This window comes from Oryzophilus luti, from assembly GCF_059726245.1.
Window position 1 is genome coordinate 3,836,897 of record NZ_AP040874.1, and the last position, 22,547, is coordinate 3,859,443.

A 22,547-nucleotide genomic window follows, 5' to 3' on the forward strand; every position below is an offset into this window, starting at 1 on the left:
CATGCTGACTCGGCAGATGAAATACGAGACTCATGCCCGCCGAATGCTGTTCATATACCTATTTGCGGCACCTGTGATCCGTAGTGCATCCCTGTTGAGCTGCTAAAGCGGCGTCAGCGGTTGTCGAGGGCCTCTGGAAAGTGGAGAAGTCTATGTTCGGAGTGGAAATCAATGCTTTCACAATTTGGCTGACGTGTTAAATTCACACCGAGTGATGCCATGACCGTGAAAGCCATAGACGGAACATTCGACAAGTATCGAGCCTTGTCGGAAATTTCACAGGCGATCGCGCAGCATCGCGATGTCGCCTCTTTGCTTGAAGCGCTCTCGCGGTTGCTGCGCTCGCTGGTCGATTTTGATGAACTGGAAGTGCTCATATTTGATGAATTGACCAGCCATGTTCGGGTATGCCGCCCGTTGACATGCGCTTATGTACCCTTGGTTTCAGCGCCGGAAGGCAGCGATCCGAACCGGTTTTCGATCGACGATGGTCCCGGAGGCTGGGTATGGAAGAACCAACAGCCGCTGATCATCGAGATTAAGGACTTTAGGAGACGCTTTCCAAAAGTTGCGGCGCTGCGCGATGCACAGCACATTGTCCAAAGTTGCATCCATCCGCTCACCACATCGGTGCGCCGTGTCGGCGTCATTGAGTTTCTCAGCACGAAAGCGAACGCTTATAGCGAAGAGAATACAGACTTCATCCGTCATGTAGCGTCGCAAATCGCAGTTTCCATCGACAATGCGTTGCATTGCGAGGCCGCTACTGCCTCCCAGGAACGCCTCCGGGTCTTGCTGGACGCTACCAATGTTGCTGTGTCGGCACGCACGCTTCCCGACCTGCTTCTGCGGCTGGTTACCCCCATTCACCAGTTAGCTGGAGGTACTTGCTGCAGCCTTATTGTGCAGCAGGAGCAGAGATCCGCTGGAAAAGTGACGCACTCGGCGCGAGTAGCAGCAGTGCATCCAGCTTGTATTCCAGCCAATGATCGCGTCGGGCAACTCGTGGCGCTTGAGCGTGTCCCGTACGGCCCGGTGTTCGTGACGGGAGAGGCGATTGTCGTTCGCGGGCCTGAGTTGCACCAGGGGCTGGGGGGAGTCTCTCTGCTCGGATGGGATGAACGGTGTGGAGAGATCGGCGCAGTCTGCTCATTGCCGCTTGCTGCGCGCGGGCGAGTGTTTGGGGTGCTAAATATCGGGCATCCTGATTCAGAGGCCTTTACCGATCCCATCGTTCGAATCTTGACGGAAGTTGCGGCGCAGGTCTCGACTTCAATCGACAATACCTGCTCATACCAGGAAATCCTCCAGTTGCGCGACCGCTTGGCGCGCGAGTCTCGATACCTGGAAGAAGAAATTCGCTCAGTTCACAATTTCGAAGCGATCATTGGCGAGAGTCGAGCCTTGAAGAGCGTGCTCGAACAAGTGAAACTTGTTGCGGGATTGGATTCCTCCGTCCTGATCCTGGGGGAAACGGGAACCGGGAAGGAACTCATTGCGCGCGCAATTCACAGCCTGAGCTATCGCAACGCCCGCCCCTTGATCAAGGTAAACTGCGCCGCAATTCCCACCGGGTTGCTTGAGAGCGACCTGTTTGGTCATGAAAAAGGTGCATTCACCGGGGCGATCGCGCAGAAGATCGGTCGCTTCGAATTGGCACACCAAGGCACGTTGTTCTTGGACGAAATTGGCGAAATCCCGTTTGAACTGCAACCCAAATTGTTGCGAGCGCTCCAGGAGCGTGAGTTTGAACGCGTCGGCGGAAACCGTGCCATTAAGGTTGACGTCCGAATTATCGCGGCAACAAATCAAAACCTTGAAGCGATGATTGCAGAGCACGAATTCAGAAGCGACCTTTATTACCGCTTAAACGTTTTTCCAATTACGGTTCCGCCATTGCGAGAGCGGCCGGAGGATATTCCACTTCTCGTGCAGCATTTTGTTCAGAAGTTCTCGAGGGTCATGCGGCGGGAAATTGATCACATTCCGGACGAGACGATGGACATGCTGTGCCGCGCGCAGTGGCTGGGAAATGTCCGCGAGTTGGAGAATTTTATTGAGCGCGCCGTTATCCTGACCGAAGGCCATGTCCTAGCTCTTCCGGGAGGAGCAATGTCGATGAAGAATCCCTCGGTGCCAGCAATCTCTCCCGAGCCTGCTCCACGTAGGCCCCAGAACCTTCTGGAAACAGCGCGCGCTGGAATTGAAGCTGCCGAACGCGCACAGATCCTCCGAGCGCTGCACGATTCAAACTGGGTTATCGCAGGACCGCGCGGAGCGGCAACCCGTCTCGGCATGAAACGAACCACATTGCATTCGGTGATGCGCCGCTTGGGAATCTCCAAGAAAGACATGGCATAGAAGCCCCGAACCGTGATTCGCTCGTGGAAGCTGCCAACCTGAGGAGCCTGCTCTCATCGCCCTCGCCAGGCGATTGCACCAGCAATTGCCTACGGAGACTCTGAACAAGCTGGCGAGTTGACTGCAGAATAAGCCGAGTGGGTTTGCGGAGGCGCTTCTTGGCCTTTGAATGGTGGGATGCTGCAGGAGGCCTCTTCCGTGCCGAGGCTGTTCGCTTCCAGCAGACGGCGGAACGTGCACCCCGTGATTTCGTCTGGTACCGGTTCGCGGCACAGGTCGATATCCACGAACTCGCGCACCAGCGGCGAATCGTGCAGCACCTCTTGCTCCACCGGGTCACTCAGGTTGAAACACTGCTGCCAGAAGTAAATCCGTCGCATCCGCTCCAGCCCAACCGGGGGCCTCCCGCTGCCGGCCTTGGGATAGTGCGGCTCGACGAGCGCCACCAGTTCCGCCTACGGCACCACCAGCTTCACCTCTTCAAGAAACTCCGCACGACTCCTCTTCTTCGGTGCCTCTCAAACCCATTGCCTATCGACTGTGTCCTCTGTTGGGTATCGAGCTTCCTCTGGCGACACTGTATCCGCAACTCAGTCCGTGGATCGAGGCAGCTTCGATAGCGGTAGGTCGCTCTTGGCACACATAGCACACAGCAGGCACGCCATTCACTCATTCGGAAGCTTCCCACGAAACGCGCCACCATCGGTTCACGCCACGAAGGCTTTACCATTTATTGAGAGCACATCCTGAAGCATTGCCTTGTCCAGCGTTAACTCGGCAACCATGCTTCAGCCGCGAGTGCTCTTCCTGTATCTGCGCCATCAGGCGGATCTGTCCCACTTCCAAATCGGCAGACTTTGCCTTCCCACCGTAGAACATCTGTTCACTGATTCCGGCCTTCCGGGCCAACTGCCCCCGGCCTGAGGCTGCTTCAATACCCCGATCATCTGCTCCACACTGAAGCACTTCTTTTTCATCTAGATATCCTTCCCTCACGGGTCAGATTTGGTCGAAGACTGACATTTCAACTGGATCAGGAATATCGAGGCCGATCAGTCCTCCGGAGTCGCGAACGGTCCGAGGCTAGGGGATCTTGAAGCCGAAGCTGTGGCAGGCGTCGCACTGGTTCTCCGACGCTTTGTGAAGGTGGTGGCACTGCGCGCAGTCGGGAAAGGGCATGTGCGCGTCGTGCGGATTGGGCAGGCCGCCCTTGGTCTTCTCGCCCTTTTCAACGCCGGGGTGGCAACTCTTACACGTTGCCGTTTCGACCGGTGTTCCGGGCTTTTCCTTGTGGCACTGCAGGCAATCAATGCCGGCGGCCTTGTGAGTGTCGGCGAGTAGCGGCTTCTTCGCGGGTTGGTCCGCCAATGCCGCAGTAGAAGCCAGCAGCAGTGCGGCTCCGCAGAGGAGTTGCGCTGATCTCCGAGCAACGGCGTGCAGCAGTGGATGATTGCGGTTCAACATACGTCTCTTCAACCTCATAGATAGGAAGCCCACGTCGATGCGTGAGCCACCGGTGCACCGCAGCTGCCTGAAAGGGGGATGGCAACTGCGGTACGGGCCGGCATGCAGCGAGTGATTACACGCGCCGGTTAGGCCTTCATCGTGGCCAGCCGTTCACCGGCAAGCCAGCCAAAGGTGAGGGCGCGTCCGTGGCTGACGCCCTGGCAGGTGATCGGGTAGTCGTTCGCGAAGAAGTCGCCCGAAGCGTTGCCCGCTGCGTACAGGCCCTCGATCGGCTTGCTCTCCGTGTCGAGCACCTGCAGTTTGGTGTTGATGCGCAGGCCGTCCAGCGTGACCAGGATGCCGGTGCCAACCTTGGCAGCGCCGAACGGAGCCTTCACGATGGAGGTGAGCTTTTCGGCATCCTTGCCGAAGTCTTCATCCACACCCTTGGCCGCCAGTTCGTTGTAGCGCTTCACGCTGGCGACGAATGCCTCAACGGGCACTCCCATCTTTTTGCCAAGCTCCTCGATGGTGTCCGCTTCAATGATGACGCCCTTCGACTTCCACATGTCGTAGCTCTTGCTGTTCCAGAAGACGGGGATGTGCATGTTCTCGCAGACGGTGCCGTGCAGCTTTTCCTTGTCCGCGTCCCACTTGGCGTCCCACACGGTCCACTTCAGGCTCTGCGGCTGCGCATTGTCGGCGTTGGCCGTGTAGCCGAAAGGCGCATCCTCGTTGGCGTAGCGCTCGCCCAACAGGTTCACGTTCAGGAAGGGCTGGCGTGCAATGTCGACGAAGATGCCGTGGCCGGGGATCATGCCGTCCCACAGCATGGGGCAATCGGTCTCCTGCTTGGCGCCGCCGACCCACATGCCCATCAGGATTCCGTCACCGGTGTTGCTGCCCTCGGAGTACTGATTGTTGATGGTCTTCAACACGCGCGGCGAATACTTCTCCTGCATCTCGCGGTTGCTGCCGTAGCAGCCGGTGCAAACAATGACGCCCTTTGCAGCGTCAACGCGCACGTAGCCTTCCTTGCCCTTGGCGATTACGCCGGTGACCTTCGACTTGCGGTCTTTGCGGATGAGCTGCACGGCAGGCGTCTCGTACAGCAGTTTCACGCCGAGCGCCTGGCACTTCTTCTCCAGCATCTGGCCGAGTGTGAACTGCATGGCGGGGAAGAAGTTGACCGCCAGCGGAAACTCCGTGTACGGCCAGTGTTCCTTGATATCGGTGTCGACCTTGTACTTGATGCCAGCGGCGTCGGCGATGTCGAGGATGTTGTCCATCACGCGTCCGCTCTCGTCGGCCCAGAGGCGATGCAGGCTGGCGTTCGGGTGATAGGCGCCAAAGCGCATCAGGTCGGCCATCACCTTGTCCTTGGGAATGGTGATGCCCGCGGCCTTGTGTGCACGGTCGCCAATGGCTCCGTTCCAGCCGCCATGCGCGGTAAAGGTGTTGCGCTTCTCCAGCAGGATGACCTTGGCGCCCTTCTGTGCGGCGGCGATGGCGGCGCTGAGTCCGGCAACACCGGCGCCGAGCACCACCACGTCTGCTGACTTGGTGGCCTTGATGGCGCTAGCCGGAATCGGGGCCGGAGGATTCTCGAACGAATAGCTCTTGCATCCTTCCGTGCCCTTCGCGGTGGCGGCAAAGGCGCTCTGCGTGGTGCCAGCTGTGACACCGGCAGCGGCCAGTCCTGCACCGGCCAGCAACGAACCTTTCAAAAAATTGCGGCGATTTTCATTCGTGACTTTCTTCATTACGTTCTCCAAATGTATGAATGCCTGGAATCAATCTCTACTGCTGCCTGCGTGCTGTTAGTGGCGCTCGGGCTGTTGCGGCGGAGGAGCCTGATGGCCGCCCAGCGTCTTTAGGATGCGGAAGTTGACGTGCGTTCCCTGCGCGCGGTTCTGCGCGCCCGTCTCGAAATACGCGTTGGCGTAGAACCACAGGCCCTTGCCGCCAATCTGCACGCCGGGGCCGGAGCCGAAGATGCGCTCGCGCGAATCCGCCAGGCTGACGCCGTTGATCTTGTGATCGGTGATCTGCTGAATGGCGTATCCGTTGAAGCCCACGCGGATGCCCTTTGCGACTTCATACGATGCCGCGTAGTTTTCGTGGAAGGCCTGGCCGGGCTGCATGCTGCTGAAGCCGTAGCCGACGAACGGATCATCATTCTTGCCGTTCCATAGGTAGTGTATGCGCGAGCTGACTTCCAGCTTCGTCGAGTGCTTCATGGGGTAAAAGGTGAAGGCGTACCACGGGTTAAAGCTGACAACGTGGTTGCTCGGGTTCACCATCTGGTACTTGCTGTACTTGCCCGTGGGCAACACGACGTCGGCGGTGAAGCGATGCGCGAAGAGGCGGCCACCGGCGATCGGACGCGGTGTCCAGACGAGCATGAACGGCGCGATGGTCAGGTCACCCATGCCGCGGTTGTGGTTGTCCCCGGCCGTGGCCAGGTTCACATCCACATCTACGAACGGCAGCAGAAACTCTGCTCCGTAGAAGCCGCCCAGCACCTTGTGGGTGGAGTAATAAGCAACATGCTCAAGAAGCACGGTGGTTGTCTGCTTGTTGGTGCCCGCATTCTTGCTGCCGTTGGCGTCCTTCATTTCACCCGCGTAGCCGTAGTTGACGTACTGCTCAAGGGCCAGCCCAGGCCCTGCGGTGCCGTCTTCAAAGCTCGTGGAGCCGGTGTTGGAAACCGGCAGCGACACCTGCGCGAAGACAGGCGATGCAAGCAGCATGAACAGTGCGGACGCGAGCGTCAGCGTCCATTTCTTTCCAGCGTGAATCATAAGAATTAATCCTCGGATGAACTTGCATTTGGGCTCCGCAGCTTTCATCTGCCCTGCGGAACCGCAACGGGGAATGCAAGCGCCGCGCCATGCCGACGCGGCCGAGGCCGATGTATGAGATCAACAAGTTACAGGCGGGCTGTGCATGATTGCAAAAGCCGCATTGCAGAATTGCGATGCAACTTTTCATCTCTGAAATGCAGAGAGCGGGGCGTGCAGCAGTGGAATCGAGAGCGGTTGCTCTATAGCAGTTGATACCGGCGCATCTTCCGCCACAAGGTGGAGACACTGATGTTGAGTGCCGAGGCGGTCGCCATGCGGTTGCCGCCGTGCAATGACAAGGCGTGCTCAATCACCCAGCGCTCGCCCTGGTCGAGCTTGAGGCAGCCAACTTGCGGAGGCGGAGGCGTTGCTATGGCCGCTTCGGCCGCGACTATCTCCTGCGGCAGATCCTTGAGTTGCATCACGCCATCGGCAGCTACCAGAGCCGCGCGCTCAATTGCGTGCTTCAGTTCGCGGACATTTCCAGGCCAGGCGTAGTTGAGCAGGCGGGTCATCACCTCGGGCGTGATGGTCTGCACCTGCTTGCCGGACTTGCGACCGAGCTCAGCAAGAAAGTGCTGCACAAGCGCGGGAATGCTCTCGCGGCGCTCGCGCAGTGGAGGCAGGTGGATAATAAAGCTGTTCAGCCGGAAGTAGAGATCTTGACGGAACGCACCGCTCTCCACCATGGCGCGCAGGTTGCGATGAGTTGCGGCCAGCACCCGGACATGCGTGCGAATACTGCGGGTGCTGCCAATGCGGCGCACTTCGCCATTCTCCAGCACGCGCAGCAGCTTGGCCTGCAAAGGCAGAGGCATTTCGCCAATCTCGTCGAGAAACAGCGTGCCGCCGTCCGCCTGTTCGAAAAGGCCGGGGCGGTCGGAAACAGCGCCAGTGAACGCGCCGCGCACGTGTCCGAACAACTCAGTTTCCAGCAGGGTTTCCGTCAGTGCAGCGCAGTTCACGGAGATGAGCGGCTGGCAGGCGCGCGCGCTCTGCTTGTGAATCAGCGAGACGACGAACTCCTTGCCGCTGCCGGTTTCGCCCTGCACCAGCACCGGCATGTCGAGCCGCGCAACGCTGGCGGCCTGTTCGAGCGCGTCCATCATTGGAGCCTCGCGAACGATGAAGCCCTCCGCTTCGATCTCCTCGGAGATGCGTTGACGAAGCCGGTCTTCCGCGTTCGCGCCCTGCGGTGAGATGGAGGAGAGCACTGTTTCGCGCTGCTTGCGCATTTCGCTGTATTCGGCGCGCAGGGTGGTCCAAAGCTCACGGGCGGCGCGTTCATCCGCGATGCTGCAGTCTTGGCGCAGTGCCGCGGCGTCGTCTCCCCAGAGGAAAACATCCTGCCCGGTGAGGTCGCAAACGTCTCGTCCCTGGGCTGCGCAACTGCTCTCGCGGAAGTAAATTTCGCGTCCAAAAGCCGCGCTGCAGTAGCCGCTGGCAAACCCGATGGACCACCAGCAGACAGGAATGGCACTCAGTCCGGTGTGCTGGCGATACTGCTCGGCCTCCACCGAATTGCGGTAGCAGAGTTGAATGCGAAAGGACGGAGGGTTCGCAACGTCAGTCACGCGCACCTGCTCGGCCTTGAGGAAGCCCATCAGCTCCGGCAGACGCGGCCCCACCACGCTGCCGGTGTGCTGCTTGCCCAGCAGGTCTTCAATGCCCAGGTACTGGTAAAAGCCCTGGCGGTAGCCGAAGGAGAGCAGCGTGCGTCGCGTGGCTTCCACGCCGAGCGAGCGCAGTAACTGCCGCTGCAGGGCGCCAAATGCCTGCGCGCTGACCACCAGCATCCGCTCGTCACGGCAAAACAGAGCACCCTGCTCGGGGTGAAATTCAAGCACGCTAAATATTTGCAGCTCGTCCTTTTCCATACACGTGTCCGTCTGGCATGGTGCCGCGCCGATTATATTGCACACGAGCGCCTCTCGCAGAATTAGCTGTTTCTTCCTCCGTACGCCTCAAGTCCGAGGACTATTCCCCGCCGCCCTGGTCCAGGCGGAACGTCAACATCCTCCCTAGCAGCGCTCTCAAAACTGCGTCCAGTCCTGCATCGACTGATTTGATTCGGTCTTTGTCGAATAGTCGCGCTGGCGCAGTCAGAAAAAAACGGGACCGGATGGCCTCCGATCCCAAGAGCACGTCGTTCGGTAACGTGCAGGTGCAGGGTGAATCATTTCTTCTTGTCGGCGTGGCACTCCGTGCACGCAAATTCTTTCTTGTGATGGCAGCCATAGCAGAACTCGGTTGGCTCCATCGGTTTCTTGTGCATACGATGGCAATTCGCGCACTCACCGGCCTTCTTGTGTGCGGGCGTCTTCGGCAGGTCGTGTGGGTTGATGACACGACCTTTGACATCGGTTAACGCCTTGCTGTTCGCAGTCTTCTTTGCCAGTTCTTCGAGCGATCCGTGGCAACGCAGACAGAATTCCTGGGGATATCGTCTCGCTCGGATGATGCTTCGAGGCTGCGAAGGACTCTCGTGCGCTTTCCGGAACGCATCGTCATCATGACAACTGGAGCAGTCTCCGACACCAGCCTTGGCGTGCTTGCTCGCCATGAGCGTGTCGTCTTTCATCGACTGCACATACTTGGGATGACAACTGGAACAATTGGCGGCTGAGTCCGCTCCGGCAGCCGTTTGTGCTGGATGTGGCGCGGCAAGAGCAACAGTGCTCTGGCCCAGTGCCGCGAGCACTCCAGCCATGAGATAGGTAGCAACGCGATTACGCATGATCTTCGTTTCCTAACGGCAAAAGATGGAAAGGGGCGGTGGGACATTGGGGGCACGTCTCCACCGCCATGGAAGTTTGCTTCAGGAAGATGACGCTATACCTTGACTCCGGCAGCGTGCTTGGCCGCCAGATATCCGGAAATGCAGCCACGGCCCAAGCTTCCGATGTCGGCAATCATGTCGAATTCGAAGCTGTTGAAGCCTCCCGCCACGTTGCCGCAGGCGTAGAGACCGGGGATGACGTGCCCCTTCGGGTCGACAACCTGGAAGTTGTCATTCACCAGAGCGCCGCCCTGCGCCACAAGGATGCCCACCGTGGTGCGCACCGCGTAGTAAGGCGGCTTGTCCAAGGCGAAGAACTTCTGCGGGTCCTTGTAGAAGTCTTCGTCCGCGCCCTTCCGGGCCAATTCGTTGTACCGCTGCACCGTGGCCTTGAAAGCTGCGACATCAAGCTCATTGCCGATGCCAAGCTGCGGACCCTCCTGGTTCATCTTCGCGGCCAGTTCTTCCAGCGTGTTGCCCTTGAGGATAATTCCGGCAGCGATCAGCTTCTCGTTGGCTTCCTTGGTGTTGAAGGGGAGAACAAACGGAATGCGGCGGGTGGTCATGCGACGGCACACGGTTCCGGCCATCTTTTCCAGAACGTCGTCGTCACGCCACTTTTCGTCGAAGATGGTCCACATCATGGAGCGGGGCTGCATGTACATGGACTTGCCGACTGCTGCAAACGTGGCGTCCTCGTTCATAAATCTCTGGCCGAAGGCATTGACGTACAACCACGCCTGACGCGCCACGCCGATGAAGTCATAGCCGAGTTTGAGCGCCTCGGGGTTCATTCCGTCCCACGTCATCGGACAGAGAGGCCACGGATCCATGCGGGCGCCGGCCCATTTCATCATCTGGAATCCATCGCCCGTGTTGGTCTTCTTGCCGTAGACCTCGCGAATCTCGCCGTATTCCGGCAAGTATTTCTTGAGCATCTCATTGTTGCCCTCAAAGCCGCCGGTACAGATGATCACGCCCTTGCTGGCCTTGATCTTTACGTAGCCCTTGGGGTTCTTGGCGATAACGCCGGTAATGCGATTGCCTTCCTTGATCAGGTACTTCGCGGCAGTGTCGTAGGTGATCTCGAAGCCGTTGTCGTTGATGTGCTTCTCGAATGCATGCTCGGCGCGTCCCGCGGGAATGATGAGTCCAGTGGGCTGCCAGTTCACGTGCATCCCGGGGCGCGGCTTGTCCAGATTCATCTCGGGGTGAGTTTCGATCGGAATGGTCTCCGGATCGATGCCCTGTTCCTCCAGAATGTCCAGCCACCAGTCGGCCACTTTGGGACCGTACTTGATGATCTTGTTGATCTGGCGCTGATCGCAACGCCACAAGGTGGAATGGGCCTGCGCTGCGGCAAGCTCTCCGAGGTTCAACTTGACGCCGCGCTTTTCGTACAGGCGTCCACCGGCAAATCCAAACCATGCTCCGATGGCGCGCGAAAGGTCGGGACGTGACGGGTCATACTTCAGCTTGGGAAGCTTTTCGATCGCAATCACCTTGGCACCGGTCTCCAGGGCCGCGGCAATGCAGGGCATCCCTGAAGCCCCCGTACCCACAATGAGGATTTCGGTCTCAAGCGTCTCTTTGATCTGGGACTCCGGCACCGGAGCCGGCATCTTTTCAAAGTCCCACACCTGTTCATGCAGCGGCACGCCGGAAGTGGGCGCCTTGGGTGTTTCCTTGGACGTCGCCGAGAGCAGCGTCGGAGTGGCGAGTGCACCGGCGGCAAGTGCTGCGCCCGTGCCCTTCAGCATGTCGCGCCGCGACAGCTTCACCTTCGTCGCCTCATTTTTCGTCTGTTCAGACATGAAGTCTCCTCGAGATATCGCCCGCCGGGAACGCCCGGCCGAGCGTTGGAATCATGACAATTAGGAACAACTGCGTTGCGTGGCGTCTGGTGTCTCTGAGCGGACCAGAGGTCGATGCAGTGAAAGCACTGGGAGCTGAGACACCAAACGCACGCCCGCGCTAAAAGCAGTTTTGTTGCCGTGATGTTGCGGATTGTGTCGCTCAGAGAATCAAGAACTTACGGACAGGAACCAATGCAGATGGCAATGATGTTTGCAGAAACGCACGTGCAAAACTACAAGTACTTGCAAGCCTGCCGAGGGGAAAGCCTGCTTGAGCAGTAGCCCGCCGCAACGAGCGAAGACCGCCCATTGAGCGGTCTTCATTCGTGCGACAGGATAAGAGCGTGTTTGAGTGGAAGATCAGCAGCAGCTCAAAGGAGACCGTAGCGCCGCATCTTGCGCCAGAGGGTAGAAATATCAATATTCAGGGCCCTTGCTGTTGCGGTGCGGTTGCCGGAGTGCGCGGCAAGAGCCTCGACAATTACGGAGCGCTCTCCCTCTTTCAAACTGATGTGCTGGCGATGGCCGCCGGTCTGGGGCACTTCCTCTGGCGGAGCTGGGCTGGCAACTTCGGGCGGAAGATCTGTGAGTGCCAGCATGGAGCCATGCGCCACCACCACAGCGCGTTCAATTGCGTGCTTCAATTCGCGAACGTTGCCCGGCCACCGGTACCGGACCAGTGCGCTCATTGCTTCCGGCGAAATCGACTCGATTTGCTTGTTGAACTTCCGCGCAATGTTCGTGAGAAACGATTGCGCCATGGCCGGAATACTGTCGCGACGGAGCCGCAGCGGCTGAAGCTCAATTGTCAGAGAGTTCAGACGGAAATATAGATCAGCCCGAAACTCGTTCTTCGCCACAAGAGTCTGCAGATCATGATGGGTGGCGGCAAGAATACGGGGATGCACCTGGATTGTCTGCGTGCTGCCCACCCGCCGCAGTTCTCCGTTTTCGAGAACCCGCAACAGCTTGGCTTGGACGCTGACAGGCATGTCGCCAATCTCGTCAAGAAACAAGGTGCTATTCGAGGCAATCTCGAAGAGCCCGGGTTTATCCGAGACGGCGCCAGTGAACGCTCCTTTGACGTGGCCAAAGAGTTCCGATTCGAGCAGCGATTCTGTCAGTGCGGCGCAGTTAATGGAAACCAGCGGGTGAATGGCCCGTGCGCTCTGGTTGTGAATCAGGTTGGCGACGAACTCCTTCCCGGTACCGGTTTCTCCGTGGATGAGCACCGGGGTATCGAGCTTTGCTACAGCCACCGCATGCTCAAGCGCCTCCCACATGGGTTCTTCGCGGACGATGAAGTTGTGAGCTTCTGTGATTTGAACCAATGATTCTCGAACCGAAAGCCACTCATCGTTGGAGGTTTGACGCGCCATCTGAAGACGCTGTTTCCTGTCCAGGTGCCACTGCTGGTGCAACGCACACTGCTGCCGGCGGTATCGCTCAACATCCTCCGAGCTGGTAAAGCCATAGATCTGGCGAAGTCCCGCGAGTTCGTCGCCCCATTGAGATGCTTCACGGGCCTCCACTTCGCAGTGGAAACACCCTTGAGCCGCACAGCGGCGTTCCTTGTGATAAGTCTCCGTTTCAAAATGTGCAGTGCAGTATCCGCTGGCGAAGCCAGCCGCCCACCAGCACACAGGGATATCGCTTCTTCCAAAGTTGGCGAGGTATTGTTCGACCTCTGCCGAGCCAACATAGTCTGTAAGGTACTTGAATCCTGGCGGCTCTGTGGCCGTTGTGTTTACGTACTTGCCTGAACCAACGATTTCATGAAACCGGACAGCGATCTCGCCGGTGTGCTTCTTCCCGAAGAGTTGTTCTGCAGTAAGGCAACAATGAAAGCCATGAGAATATCCGAACCTGCTGAGAATCTTTCTTGTCTCGTCAATACCAAAGCGATCGAGCAGCAGCTTCTGTAATGCGCCAACCGAGGACGCGGTAAACAGCATCATGCGCTCGTCCTCGCAGAAGATTTTGCCGACTCCCGGGTGAAATTCAAGCAAGCTGAAAAGATTCATATCCTCTTTTCGCATGCACGTTTCCTGCCTTTCAGCGCAATCGTCTCACATGGATTGCGACTTGCAGCTTCGCATGTTGAAGCGCCGAAAACAAGGCAATTGCTCCACCGTGCATTTGAAATTCGCTGACGAAATTGCTTTGTCCCAACGATTACGACCACCCCCGTGCAAGAGCTTTGCAAATTTGCGGTGCGCCATTGCAGGACTGCAATCCGCGAGGGCTCGTCCCTCATTACCTGATATCGCAACGTATTGATTCTTTTGGCCGGAGGGATCTCCCTCGCGATTGGTTTCGAACCTGCAAGAAGAAACACGACCCGAAATAGGGCCGGGTGCAGTTCCTAATCTAACGAGGATTCATTCATGATTCGCAATTGCAAGAAAGTATTTCTGTTCGCACTTTGCATGAGCGCCCTGCTGATCGTCCCATCAATGTTTGCGCAGGTTTCGCTTCCCGTTTCCAATACCGGTACCACGAGCTTTGAAGATGGTGCCGCAGGGCCAGGGTGGGCGTTTGAGCAGTACACCAACTATGCGTACGCCAGCGAGAGCAAAGACGCCAACGGCAACAAGAACGCCGGAACCAACGATCTGACCACAACCGTCCTGCTCCAGCACGCGTGCTTCTACTCCAACCATAAGCTACTTGGCGGGTTCTACGGTGGTGAGGTTCTGCTGCCATTTGTGGATGTGGCGCTGAAGACTCCGCAGACCGGCGACGTGCACAACCGCGGTCTCGGCGACCTGACGATCTCGCCTTTTATGCTTGTCTGGACGCCGCGCCCAATCGCCGGTGGCCGCTTGTTTGCGCACCGCATGACGGTTGACCTTGTAGTGCCTACCGGGAAATACAGCAAATATCAAATCGCAAATCCGAGCAATCACCTGTTTGCCGTGAACCCGTGGTACGCCTTCACCTTTTACCCCATGAAGCACTCGACGAAGCTGGAGGTCAGCTCGCGCATTCACTACCTGTGGAATGGCAAGAACAGCGATCCGTTCGTTGGCTACGGCTTCAGCAGCATGCAGCCCGGTCAGGCCTTCCACGAGAACTACGCGGCGTCGTACGAAGTTGCAAAGGGCATCCGCGTGGGCTTCAACGGCTACGCCATTCAACAGATCACCGACCACAAGATCAATGGCGCCAGCCTGGCAGATTCACGCGAGCGCGTCTTCGGCTCCGGCCCCGGCGTGCAGATCGGCGGCAAGGGCCTATGGTTCTTTGCCAATGCCTATATCGAAAGCGGAGCACAGAACCGGGCGCAGGGAACGCACTTCACGTTCCGCGTTCTGAAGACGCTCGGCGGCCATCAGGCTCCACCTCCGCCGCAGCAGTAGGAGAGACGGAGCGCTTCATTGGACGCAGTGCTGGTAGCCGTCAGGAAACTGGTGACGGCTACCAGCACATGGGCCTGGAGTTGTGTGGGGATGTGTAGTCGGCTTCCGAATCGAGGCAAGGGCACGTTGCACCTCTGCAGGATGTGTTCTGCAGGCGCTCCTCCCTCCGGCGAATTCTATTCATCAAGAGAGTCATTCCGAGGAGAGTTAACGCAATGTTTGAAGGTCTGTTCCAACCAATGCATTTGCTGGTGATCGCACTCATCGCACTGATCTTCTTTGGCCCCAGGAAGCTCCCTGAACTGGGGCGCGGGCTTGGCGACGGCATTCGCGAATTCAAGAGGAGCATGGGTGGGTTGGCCGCCGCAGCGGAACGAGAACCTCCCAAGCAGGGTTCGAGTTTGCCGGGTGCTTCGCCCAGTTCTCCATCCCCTTCCACCGAAGAACAGCGTGGGGAGAGTCCACAGGCTTAACAGAAACGCGCCATGACGATCCATGAGGAGTGAAAGGTGTCTGCAACGCAAGCTGCGTACCAGGTGTTGATCGATCTGTTTCAAGAAGTTCTGGAGGACTTTCGCGGCGGCCGTCCGATTCTCATCTGCGATCAACGGGAGGGTCGGCTGCGAACTTACATTGCCGTGCCCGAAGAGCGCGTTTCAGCACCAACATTGCGCGCGATGGCTCATGCGGCGATGGGGCTGTTATGCCTGCTAACAACTTGCAAGGAGATGAGCGCCGTTCAACTGGCCCCGTCCTTACAGGGCGAATTCTCGCTTGGAACATGTTTTGGGAAATCGCGATGCCAACAACCCAAAGGGACTTCCATGGAGACAGGAGAAATCCCAGTTGTACCCATTACCGAGAAGCTTGCAGTCGCACCTCAGCAGGCCAAACCAACGCAGTGGGCGCTTGCGCTCTCTGTGCTGGCAGGAATTCCACCGTCGGTCTTCTTTTGCGAAGTAGCACCAAAAGACTCAACCCTGGACTGGCTGAATGTCGTCGAGGGTTTCTCCTGCAGCCCCCTCCGCATTGTGAATGTGGAGGAGATCCGCGGATGGTTCACGGCGCGTCGAATTGACCTTCTGGGACGGGGACACAGGGCCTGACAAACGGTTATGGAGTGATTCTTGTGCACGTATATCATGGGCTGAATGAAATTCCGCCAACCATTCGAGCTGCGCTGAGTGTCGGCAAGTTTGATGGTGTACACATCGGTCATCAAAGCATCATTCAGGCATTGCGCAGGACAGCCCAGGAACTGGACGCAACGTCTGCCATCTTGACGTTTGATCCTCATCCTCAATCATTCTTTCACCCGGAGAGGCCGCTTCGGCTGCTCACCAGTCTTCCCGAACGGCTTGAACGACTTGGACAATTGGGAGTGGATGCGGTGATCGTGCTGCCTTTTACATGCGAATTGGCTGCAATGTCAGCCGAGGAATTCGTAAGGAAAATCCTCGTAAAGAAACTGCACATCGTCGCAATTCACACAGGCTGCGATTTTCGCTTTGGCCGACTGGCAGAAGCCGGATGCACACAACTAGCAGAATTCGGCAAGGAATACGGCTTCCATGTGCGCGTTCATGCCCCTGTTTGTGTGGATAACCATGTTGTATCCAGCTCCTGGATTCGAGCCCTTCGAGGAGTTCATGACTACAAAACCGCAAGGCGAGGCCTATCGCGCGCCGATAATACTGAAGCTCAATGAAACGCCGAAGGCCAGAATGGAATGTTGATTTTGCACGAAGTGATGCATCCCCATTCTTCATTGGCGATTGTATAGTTCATGCGTTGCGGCGCAATACAGAGTGCGGTCTGCCGGTTTGCATAGTGTTGTCCTGATCGGAGCAGGGTCACTGCGTGGCCACCTAGGTGAGAACTATACAGACAGGTACCCAAATCCGGAAGGCACTAAGCTTCGACAGAAGAGCAGAAATGTGAGCGCAAGGCAAGTACGACTTGGAATCGTCAAACCCGAGTAGTTCAGAAGCCGCTATTCTCTTTCTCCTCCACGGCTTTTTTGACTGTGCAGCTGGTCTAGTCCAGGAATCGAGCTGCATTCGAAGGAGGGGGTATGCGTTATCCGCACGTGGATATGGAAGGAATGCTGGCGATTGTCACACTGGCGGAAACCGGCGACTTTATCAAGGCTGGCCAACTCTTGAATCTCGGGCCAAGTGCAGTAATGAAACGTTTGGCGAAGGCTGAACGGGAGTTGCAGACGAAGCTGTTTCATCGATTCGATGCCAGGCTGGTTCCGACTGAACACGGACGGATCTACATCACCGAAGCGCAGCGAGCGTTGGAACAGGCTCTTGTCGCGGAAGAGATGGTCGAGGCTGCCAGAGGCTTTGATGAGAAGCGGCTTAGAATCGGCCGCTCGACACATCTTCCTCCTAGACTGCTCTCAGTGCTGGCCCGATTAGACAACGAGGATATTCCTGGAATCTCATTGGTCCAGATCAGCGGTCTCGATCACCAGATTGCCAGATCCGTCGCAAATCATACGTTGCACGCAGGCGTCTCTCTGCTGCCACCAGTGTGCTCTGGGTTGACAGTCATTAAGCTACTGGAAGAACCATTGGTGCTATGCCTCACGCAAGGACACCCATTGACGACGCAGGCCGAAATTCGACCCAACGACTTGGACGGTACCGCCGTGATCGCTGTGAGCCGAAATGAGGTACCCGCACTTCATGAGGAGATCGAAGAGTTCTACCATGGATTCGGCATTGATCTAAATGTAGTTAGCGACGCGTACACGATCGGCGAAGCGATGTGCCTGGTCGAGCAGCATGTTGGGGTTTGCTTCCTTGCGCGTTCTGTCGCGTCAAGAAACCACAACATTATCTCAAAACCGCTTTCTTCAAAGATTCTAACGCGCAAGAGCGGAATTATCTTCCATGAAGATAGCCAGCATCTTCTGATCCAGAACTTTGTGTCATTGATGAAGGAGAGAATTCAGATGCCGACCCGATAGTTAGTATCAATCGCAGCCAGGGAGGAAGTAGTGCAACGGCTTTTTGTAGAGTTCCGCAAGCTGAAGGAGCTCCAGAACGTCGATTCTACGCTCACCAGTTTCACACTTCGAGAGAAACGAATGCGCTCTCCCAATCCGGGCCGAAACCTCTCTTTGCGTCAAGCCCGCATCTGTTCTCGCCGAAATCAGCTTCTGCACGATACCATCATAGATATCCTGCAACTCCGCCGTGTGTGCTCGTCGGGAACGGCGGGTCTCGGCTTGGAAACGCTTTCGCACCTACACAGTTTCGGTGTATTCTTGCAAATCCCCTAATAGGGGCCATGGAGGTGGCGTGAAGCAACCTACTTTCGATTTTCCAGAAGCAAAGGGCAAGTGTATTGAAGAGGTCTTAGTCTTTGATGATGCCCATAGAGGTCGTGAAATTCTCTTACGTTTTACGGATGAGACCGTGCTTTCGATTTGCATGGAGGTATCCGCCTCGATTTCTGGCAAGCTTTGTGCGAATCAAGGCGGTGCCCTGCAAGTCCTGTGCGAACGTGGAGATAATGTTTCGTCCGACGCTTCTGAGCCTGCCTAGCTAGGGCTAGTTTAGTAAGCCTAATATTTGTTGAACTCTGCGTTGACCCTGCTGACGATGGATGTAGGCGACCAGATCGAGCCCGCGGCGAACATCATCTTCGATTGTTTCCAACGAAAGGCCCGGACTGCTGCGCAGCGCGAGCGTTGCCAATCGATGAATGGCTTCTTCTGCGCTACTCGCGTGGATCGTCGCCAACATTCCACGGTGACCGGTATTGGTAGCGTCCAATAGAGTCCGAGCTTCCTGGCCTCGAACCTCCCCGACAATGATCCGGTCAGGCCGGTGGCGCAGAACGGCCTTCAGCAGGTCCTCAAACGACACCTGGCTGCGATGCGTATCTGTTTGCGATTCGGCGGAAATGACATGGGGCTTTCGGATGTGAAGCTCCGCAGTGTCTTCAATGATCAGGATGCGTTCTTCTTCCGGGATGGCGTCTGCCAGGACGTTCAATAGTGTGGTCTTTCCGCTGCCGGTCCCGCCGGCAATCAAGATGTTCTGCCCTTCGCGCACGGCTTGGCTGAGTTGACCTGCCTGTTTCTCAGTCAACATTTCTCGTTCGACCAGATCCTGCATCTGGAAACCGCGAGAGGTAAATTTGCGAATCGTTACCAAGGGGCGTGGGTTGACCACCGGCGGGATCATGGCGGCCAGTCGGCTCCCGTCCGGCAGGCGAAGGTTCAGGATCGGCGAGTCGGCGTCGAGCTTCTTGCCAAAACGGTTGGCGATGACCTCCAAGCCCGTCAACAGTGCACCATCCTCGAACTGAATACCCGACATAAGCTGAATCTGTCCGTTCTCCTCGCTCCATACCGAAGAGTCCGGGTTCACCATGATCTCAGAGACCGTCGCCGATTCGAGAAGATGCGCAATCGGCTTTAGAAAAGGAATGATGATCTCGTAGCTCATTTAGTGATCCTCCTTGGATCGAAGCCGATCCGTTCCTGCTCAAACCAGCTCATGGTCCTAGGCAGGAAGTCCGGCTTCAGATAGCAGTAGGTCGGCGGAAGAGGCGTGACGCCATCAAAAGCAACGACGACGGCCTGGGCATTCTTCAGTTCGAAGAAAGCATTCTCGTCAAAGAGCGGTTCGCGGTGCTGTTGGTACTGCTTGGAGGCAGAGACCGTGCCCCGGCTGGCCGAAGTCCGGCCGCTGAGCCAGCCAACATTGGCATTCGATCCGGATTCAGACACGGTGTAGCTGACACGGGTCTTGTCCGCCTTGCCGCATAGCTCCGACGCATAACGGGCTGTGTCGGGATCGGTCGTGCTGAGAAAGATCTTGGTCCGGAAAGCCTGCAACAGAGTTTTCACACCTTCGTTCGGCAGCGCGTCCTTGAGGCTGGAGATGCTCTGGGTGGCCACCAGAGGAATGCACCGTGGCTGGCGCGAAAGAGAAAGGAAGCGCTCGTCACCGGTCGGAGTGTCGCCGCCAACGGTGGCAAAGTTCTGGTATTCATCGCAGAGAAACAGCGTCGGACGAAAATGTCGCTCTGGATGCTCATCCATCTGGGGGATTCGCAGCATCACCGCCCGCTGATAATCCACCTTCATCAGCGTCCCGATGATCTTGGCCAATGCTGGATTCAGCGCAGCCGGAAAGTTCAACCCAACCACTTTGCCAGACTCGATTAGCTCGGCAAACGGCGGCAGCGCAGTTCCGCTTGGATCATCCGGCACCGCTTTGCCTTCGTAGAGTTCTCTCGGCGGACAGAAAACGCGGCGTACATCGGGATCCGTTTCGAACAGTGACAGGAAGATCGCTACGCCTTGGATGATCGAGGTCTTGGTCTCGGAGCGAAAGAACTTCCAGTGCTCCCAGTACCAGTAGTTGACGCTTTTCCACGCTTGGCGTTTTGAGGGAATGCCACTCTTCCTTATATATAAGGATGCATCTGCCGTGGTCTGGCGACGGATTGCATCTTCCAACTCTTCTGACCAGCGCGCGACGAATTGCTGCTGCTGGTCGTACCAAGCGAAGTGGTAGGGCCGAAGGATAGATTCGAAGCGGAGGAAAGCTTCCTTCGACAGCCCCAGAAAAGATATAGAGGTGTATCTGCGGCCGGCCTCGATCAGCATCTGCTCCAAAGTTCCGGAACTAATGACGGTACGGAACAAATCGAGCATCGTAACGTATCCGTCACGGACGCGGTGGAGCATGATCGCATAGCGTACAAGATCGGTGTACGACTGTTGCCAGAAGGGCTCCTTGCCCTTTCCCCAGATGGCGACGATCACTGATGAGATGTTAAAGGCCAGTGCGTAGGCATCGGCACCGCTTTGCAACGGGTTGTAACGAACGGGACCATGAAGTGAGACCTCGACATAGTCCTCATCGCGCTCACAGTCCTCAAGGATTCGTTGTACCTGGCGACAGAGGTCACCTTTTACTTCCAAAACCACACCTGACAGTTTCCGTTCGGCATCGCTGGCGCGATAGGCGAAGAGCTGCCGCATCGCCGGGAGCATCAGGGCCTGGGTTTTGCCCGATCCAATGGCGCCGATGACACAAATCCCGGTGTACAGGCCGTGTTCCGGGATGGTGAGCCAGGAGGGCAATGGTGACGGATTCAGGTTCAGCCGGTTGTGAACCTCACCTACGACGAATTCCAAGTCCTCTCTATTTCTTGGATCGGAGAGTTGGGGCAGGGTTCCAGCGGCCTGGATATTTCCGGAGCCATACAGATGAACGTATGCCAGTGAGAACAGGATGGAGAGAACCAGAAACGGAGTCGTGTACAGGAACAGGCTGTAGCTCCACACGATTCCGTAATGGATTACGGGGCGTTCTGCAGCAAGAAGACGCAGGAGTGGTTCATTCTCCTGCAATGGGTACAGGCTCTCCAGGACGATTCCGCAGGCCGCACTCAATCCAAAAGACAGCAGAAGGCGATACTCGATGACCCTTCCGGTGATGTGCGCGATGGATTCCCTAAGTCGCATGGTGCTTCCTCGTCACAACCTGCTGGTGGGAGAACTCTGTGAATCTTTCCCGGTGTCCTTCGCAGCAGCCACGCCAGGTCGAGGAGTCTGCTTGGCTTCTTCCTGCTTGCGAGCAACATCCAGCGGGCCTCGTTGTTCCTTTAATTGCTGAAACTCTTGTGACTGAACGAGTGCAAAGCGCAGTAGTTCATTCACGATGTAGCTCTGCTCGTTGTTGGTCCACTCGGCCATCAGCGCAATGTCGTCGGCAACGCTCTGGTCGATATAGGTTTGCAGTTTCGCACGCTTGACTCTGCTGGCGCCGTGCTCAATCCTTAATCCCTTCATCGTCTTCTCCTATCCATCGGTGAATCTGCCCCGCATCTATTTCGGATACCGCCCGGAACAACCACCGAACGTGGGCGGGAGCGACCAGCGCGGTCCCGTCCGCGCGGTAGTTCCAGCGGAACAGGGTCGCTCCCGCCCACGCCCTACCCCACATCTGGCCCTACCCCTGGCACATATGTTTGGTTTTGCTTAATTTGCGGTCCTTTGACTAGCCCCGGCTGTCGAACACCCCTTGGAGAGGGCTGTTCTTTACGCCGGATGGGTGGATAGCTGTATTTGAGAAACAGCGTAGTGAATTTCGCATGGACAGGCGCATGACGGGTCGCAGCTTCGCGCAAATCGTGCCGCCAGTTGTCGCCCAACATCCGCTGCGCCTCAGCCGGAACAGTTCCGAAACGCTTCCAGAATTCTTCCTTGGCCAGTTGAAAGTTGTGTTGAGAGTTCGACGCATAGATCACCTCAAAGCTGTCGAGGACGCGCAGCAAGCGTGACGACTCCGAGAGAAATCGCCGAAAACGTTCGATGGTCAGCAGCGCTTCATCGGCAAAGAGAAAACGGATAGGCGTGGTGGATGGAACCGCCCGGTCGGCAATTGAGATCGGAACGTTAGCGAGCGTTGCGAGCAGCCGGCCATTCCGGTCGGTAAAGAAATCCCGCGGCACACGGCGCTCGCTGGCAAGGAAGTCGATCCGTTCCTTCTCCGTGACGAAGAACCGGTTGTTCTCGTTCTCCAGAACATAGTCGAGCGTGATCAGCCGGGCGCGAATCACGCCATCGCCCTTCCTGCGTCGATTCTGCGAGTCGGCATTGCCGATGAGCCGGTAGATTGGCTTGGCGAAGAGGTGATACACGTACCGGGAATCGCCGTAGTCGAGTACCTCGACGTGTCCCAGATGGCGCGCCTTCTCCAGAAAGTGCTGGGCGATGGCTCCCCGCCGGCGGTCGATGAAGTAGTCGAAGTGGCGGCGGAGGAAGTAGCCGGAGTGCGCGGCCACAAGGTAGAGAAACGGAGCCTCGCGTTCGGTGTAGCCGAACGATTGAAGAGCGAGAACGGGATTGGTGGCCATG

The 22,547-nt window shown here is 57.2% G+C and carries 19 protein-coding genes and 1 pseudogene; 7 read left to right on the forward strand and 13 right to left on the reverse strand.

Going from position 1 to position 22,547, the window contains the following annotated elements; translation table 11 throughout:
* The first annotated feature begins 219 nt into the window (after positions 1-219).
* Complete coding sequence (locus AC6IZO_RS16465) at positions 220-2,361, forward strand: sigma 54-interacting transcriptional regulator (protein WP_497806581.1); 2,142 nt, start codon at positions 220-222, stop codon at positions 2,359-2,361.
* Positions 2,362-2,450: 89 nt separating this feature from the next.
* Here AC6IZO_RS16465 and AC6IZO_RS16470 read toward each other — a convergent pair.
* The 8 genes and pseudogenes from AC6IZO_RS16470 to AC6IZO_RS16505 all read right to left on the reverse strand — a co-directional run.
* A pseudogene (locus AC6IZO_RS16470) lies at positions 2,451-2,876 on the reverse strand (transposase); the annotation flags it as partial.
* Positions 2,877-3,444: 568 nt separating this feature from the next.
* Entirely contained in the window at positions 3,445-3,825 is a 381-nt protein-coding gene (locus tag AC6IZO_RS16475) for a cytochrome c3 family protein (protein ID WP_497806583.1), read from the reverse strand.
* A 128-nt stretch (positions 3,826-3,953) separates the two neighbouring features.
* Entirely contained in the window at positions 3,954-5,570 is a 1,617-nt protein-coding gene (locus tag AC6IZO_RS16480) for an FAD-dependent oxidoreductase (RefSeq protein WP_497806585.1), read from the reverse strand.
* A gap of 57 nt (positions 5,571-5,627) precedes the next feature.
* On the reverse strand, positions 5,628-6,611 hold the full coding sequence (locus tag AC6IZO_RS16485; protein WP_497806587.1) for a SphA family protein: 984 nt from the start codon (positions 6,609-6,611) through the stop codon (positions 5,628-5,630).
* Between the two features lie 242 nt (positions 6,612-6,853).
* On the reverse strand, positions 6,854-8,530 hold the full coding sequence (locus tag AC6IZO_RS16490) for a sigma 54-interacting transcriptional regulator (RefSeq protein WP_497806589.1): 1,677 nt from the start codon (positions 8,528-8,530) through the stop codon (positions 6,854-6,856).
* A gap of 299 nt (positions 8,531-8,829) precedes the next feature.
* A complete protein-coding gene (locus AC6IZO_RS16495) occupies positions 8,830-9,390 on the reverse strand; it encodes a cytochrome c3 family protein (protein WP_497806591.1) in 561 nt (186 codons plus the stop codon).
* A gap of 95 nt (positions 9,391-9,485) precedes the next feature.
* Entirely contained in the window at positions 9,486-11,246 is a 1,761-nt protein-coding gene (locus AC6IZO_RS16500; RefSeq protein WP_497806593.1) for an FAD-dependent oxidoreductase, read from the reverse strand.
* A gap of 413 nt (positions 11,247-11,659) precedes the next feature.
* Positions 11,660-13,327 carry a sigma 54-interacting transcriptional regulator gene (locus tag AC6IZO_RS16505; protein ID WP_497806595.1) on the reverse strand — a complete coding sequence of 556 codons (1,668 nt, stop codon included), beginning with the start codon at positions 13,325-13,327 and terminating at the stop codon, positions 11,660-11,662.
* A gap of 348 nt (positions 13,328-13,675) precedes the next feature.
* Here AC6IZO_RS16505 and AC6IZO_RS16510 point away from each other — a divergent pair, with 348 nt between their 5' ends.
* From AC6IZO_RS16510 to AC6IZO_RS16530, 5 genes are all read left to right on the forward strand, one after another.
* Positions 13,676-14,650 (forward strand): SphA family protein, encoded by a 975-nt coding sequence (locus AC6IZO_RS16510; RefSeq protein ID WP_497806597.1) that lies wholly within the window; start codon positions 13,676-13,678, stop codon positions 14,648-14,650.
* 215 nt (positions 14,651-14,865) lie between these two features.
* Positions 14,866-15,123 carry a Sec-independent protein translocase subunit TatA/TatB gene (locus AC6IZO_RS16515; RefSeq protein WP_497806599.1) on the forward strand — a complete coding sequence of 86 codons (258 nt, stop codon included), beginning with the start codon at positions 14,866-14,868 and terminating at the stop codon, positions 15,121-15,123.
* Between the two features lie 36 nt (positions 15,124-15,159).
* Entirely contained in the window at positions 15,160-15,756 is a 597-nt protein-coding gene (locus tag AC6IZO_RS16520; RefSeq protein WP_497806601.1) for a hypothetical protein, read from the forward strand.
* 23 nt (positions 15,757-15,779) lie between these two features.
* Positions 15,780-16,358 (forward strand): adenylyltransferase/cytidyltransferase family protein, encoded by a 579-nt coding sequence (locus AC6IZO_RS16525; RefSeq protein ID WP_497806603.1) that lies wholly within the window; start codon positions 15,780-15,782, stop codon positions 16,356-16,358.
* A gap of 366 nt (positions 16,359-16,724) precedes the next feature.
* Positions 16,725-17,630: a LysR family transcriptional regulator gene (locus AC6IZO_RS16530; RefSeq protein ID WP_497806605.1), complete on the forward strand. Its 906-nt coding sequence runs from the start codon at positions 16,725-16,727 to the stop codon at positions 17,628-17,630.
* Between the two features lie 6 nt (positions 17,631-17,636).
* Here AC6IZO_RS16530 and AC6IZO_RS16535 read toward each other — a convergent pair whose 3' ends face one another.
* Positions 17,637-17,909 (reverse strand): helix-turn-helix domain-containing protein, encoded by a 273-nt coding sequence (locus tag AC6IZO_RS16535; RefSeq protein WP_497806607.1) that lies wholly within the window; start codon positions 17,907-17,909, stop codon positions 17,637-17,639.
* 55 nt (positions 17,910-17,964) lie between these two features.
* Between AC6IZO_RS16535 and AC6IZO_RS16540 the strand changes: the two genes are divergently transcribed.
* Positions 17,965-18,210: a hypothetical protein gene (locus AC6IZO_RS16540; protein WP_497806609.1), complete on the forward strand. Its 246-nt coding sequence runs from the start codon at positions 17,965-17,967 to the stop codon at positions 18,208-18,210.
* Positions 18,211-18,216: 6 nt separating this feature from the next.
* On the opposite strand, the gene AC6IZO_RS16545 is transcribed toward AC6IZO_RS16540, so the two are convergent.
* The 4 genes from AC6IZO_RS16545 to AC6IZO_RS16560 form a co-directional block, all read right to left on the reverse strand.
* The gene (locus tag AC6IZO_RS16545; RefSeq protein ID WP_497806611.1) at positions 18,217-19,119 is read right to left on the reverse strand and encodes a TadA family conjugal transfer-associated ATPase; all 903 of its coding nucleotides are present in this window, start codon (positions 19,117-19,119) and stop codon (positions 18,217-18,219) included.
* Entirely contained in the window at positions 19,116-21,152 is a 2,037-nt protein-coding gene (locus AC6IZO_RS16550; protein WP_497806613.1) for a type IV secretory system conjugative DNA transfer family protein, read from the reverse strand. Before AC6IZO_RS16550 ends, AC6IZO_RS16545 begins: the two co-directional genes overlap by 4 nt.
* Before the next feature lie 12 nt (positions 21,153-21,164).
* Positions 21,165-21,479, reverse strand: coding sequence for a hypothetical protein (locus AC6IZO_RS16555; RefSeq protein ID WP_497806615.1), 315 nt, complete (start codon positions 21,477-21,479; stop codon positions 21,165-21,167).
* A 143-nt stretch (positions 21,480-21,622) separates the two neighbouring features.
* Positions 21,623-22,546, reverse strand: a complete 924-nt coding sequence (locus AC6IZO_RS16560; protein WP_497806617.1) for a hypothetical protein — start codon at positions 22,544-22,546, stop codon at positions 21,623-21,625.
* Position 22,547: the final 1 nt, after the last annotated feature.

Bases quoted from the DNA above. Each gene is read 5' to 3' on its own strand.
- AC6IZO_RS16475 (WP_497806583.1), bottom strand. From the start codon at position 3,825: ATGTTGAACCGCAATCATCCACTGCTGCACGCCGTTGCTCGGAGATCA.
- AC6IZO_RS16530 (WP_497806605.1), top strand. From the start codon at position 16,725: ATGCGTTATCCGCACGTGGATATGGAAGGAATGCTGGCGATTGTCACA.
- AC6IZO_RS16515 (WP_497806599.1), top strand. From the start codon at position 14,866: ATGTTTGAAGGTCTGTTCCAACCAATGCATTTGCTGGTGATCGCACTC.
- AC6IZO_RS16465 (WP_497806581.1), top strand. From the start codon at position 220: ATGACCGTGAAAGCCATAGACGGAACATTCGACAAGTATCGAGCCTTG.
- AC6IZO_RS16490 (WP_497806589.1), bottom strand. From the start codon at position 8,530: ATGGAAAAGGACGAGCTGCAAATATTTAGCGTGCTTGAATTTCACCCC.
- AC6IZO_RS16560 (WP_497806617.1), bottom strand. From the start codon at position 22,546: ATGGCCACCAATCCCGTTCTCGCTCTTCAATCGTTCGGCTACACCGAA.
- AC6IZO_RS16555 (WP_497806615.1), bottom strand. From the start codon at position 21,479: ATGAAGGGATTAAGGATTGAGCACGGCGCCAGCAGAGTCAAGCGTGCG.
- AC6IZO_RS16485 (WP_497806587.1), bottom strand. From the start codon at position 6,611: ATGATTCACGCTGGAAAGAAATGGACGCTGACGCTCGCGTCCGCACTG.
- AC6IZO_RS16505 (WP_497806595.1), bottom strand. From the start codon at position 13,327: ATGCGAAAAGAGGATATGAATCTTTTCAGCTTGCTTGAATTTCACCCG.
- AC6IZO_RS16500 (WP_497806593.1), bottom strand. From the start codon at position 11,246: ATGTCTGAACAGACGAAAAATGAGGCGACGAAGGTGAAGCTGTCGCGG.
- AC6IZO_RS16550 (WP_497806613.1), bottom strand. From the start codon at position 21,152: ATGCGACTTAGGGAATCCATCGCGCACATCACCGGAAGGGTCATCGAG.
- AC6IZO_RS16510 (WP_497806597.1), top strand. From the start codon at position 13,676: ATGATTCGCAATTGCAAGAAAGTATTTCTGTTCGCACTTTGCATGAGC.
- AC6IZO_RS16480 (WP_497806585.1), bottom strand. From the start codon at position 5,570: ATGAAGAAAGTCACGAATGAAAATCGCCGCAATTTTTTGAAAGGTTCG.
- AC6IZO_RS16495 (WP_497806591.1), bottom strand. From the start codon at position 9,390: ATGCGTAATCGCGTTGCTACCTATCTCATGGCTGGAGTGCTCGCGGCA.
- AC6IZO_RS16545 (WP_497806611.1), bottom strand. From the start codon at position 19,119: ATGAGCTACGAGATCATCATTCCTTTTCTAAAGCCGATTGCGCATCTT.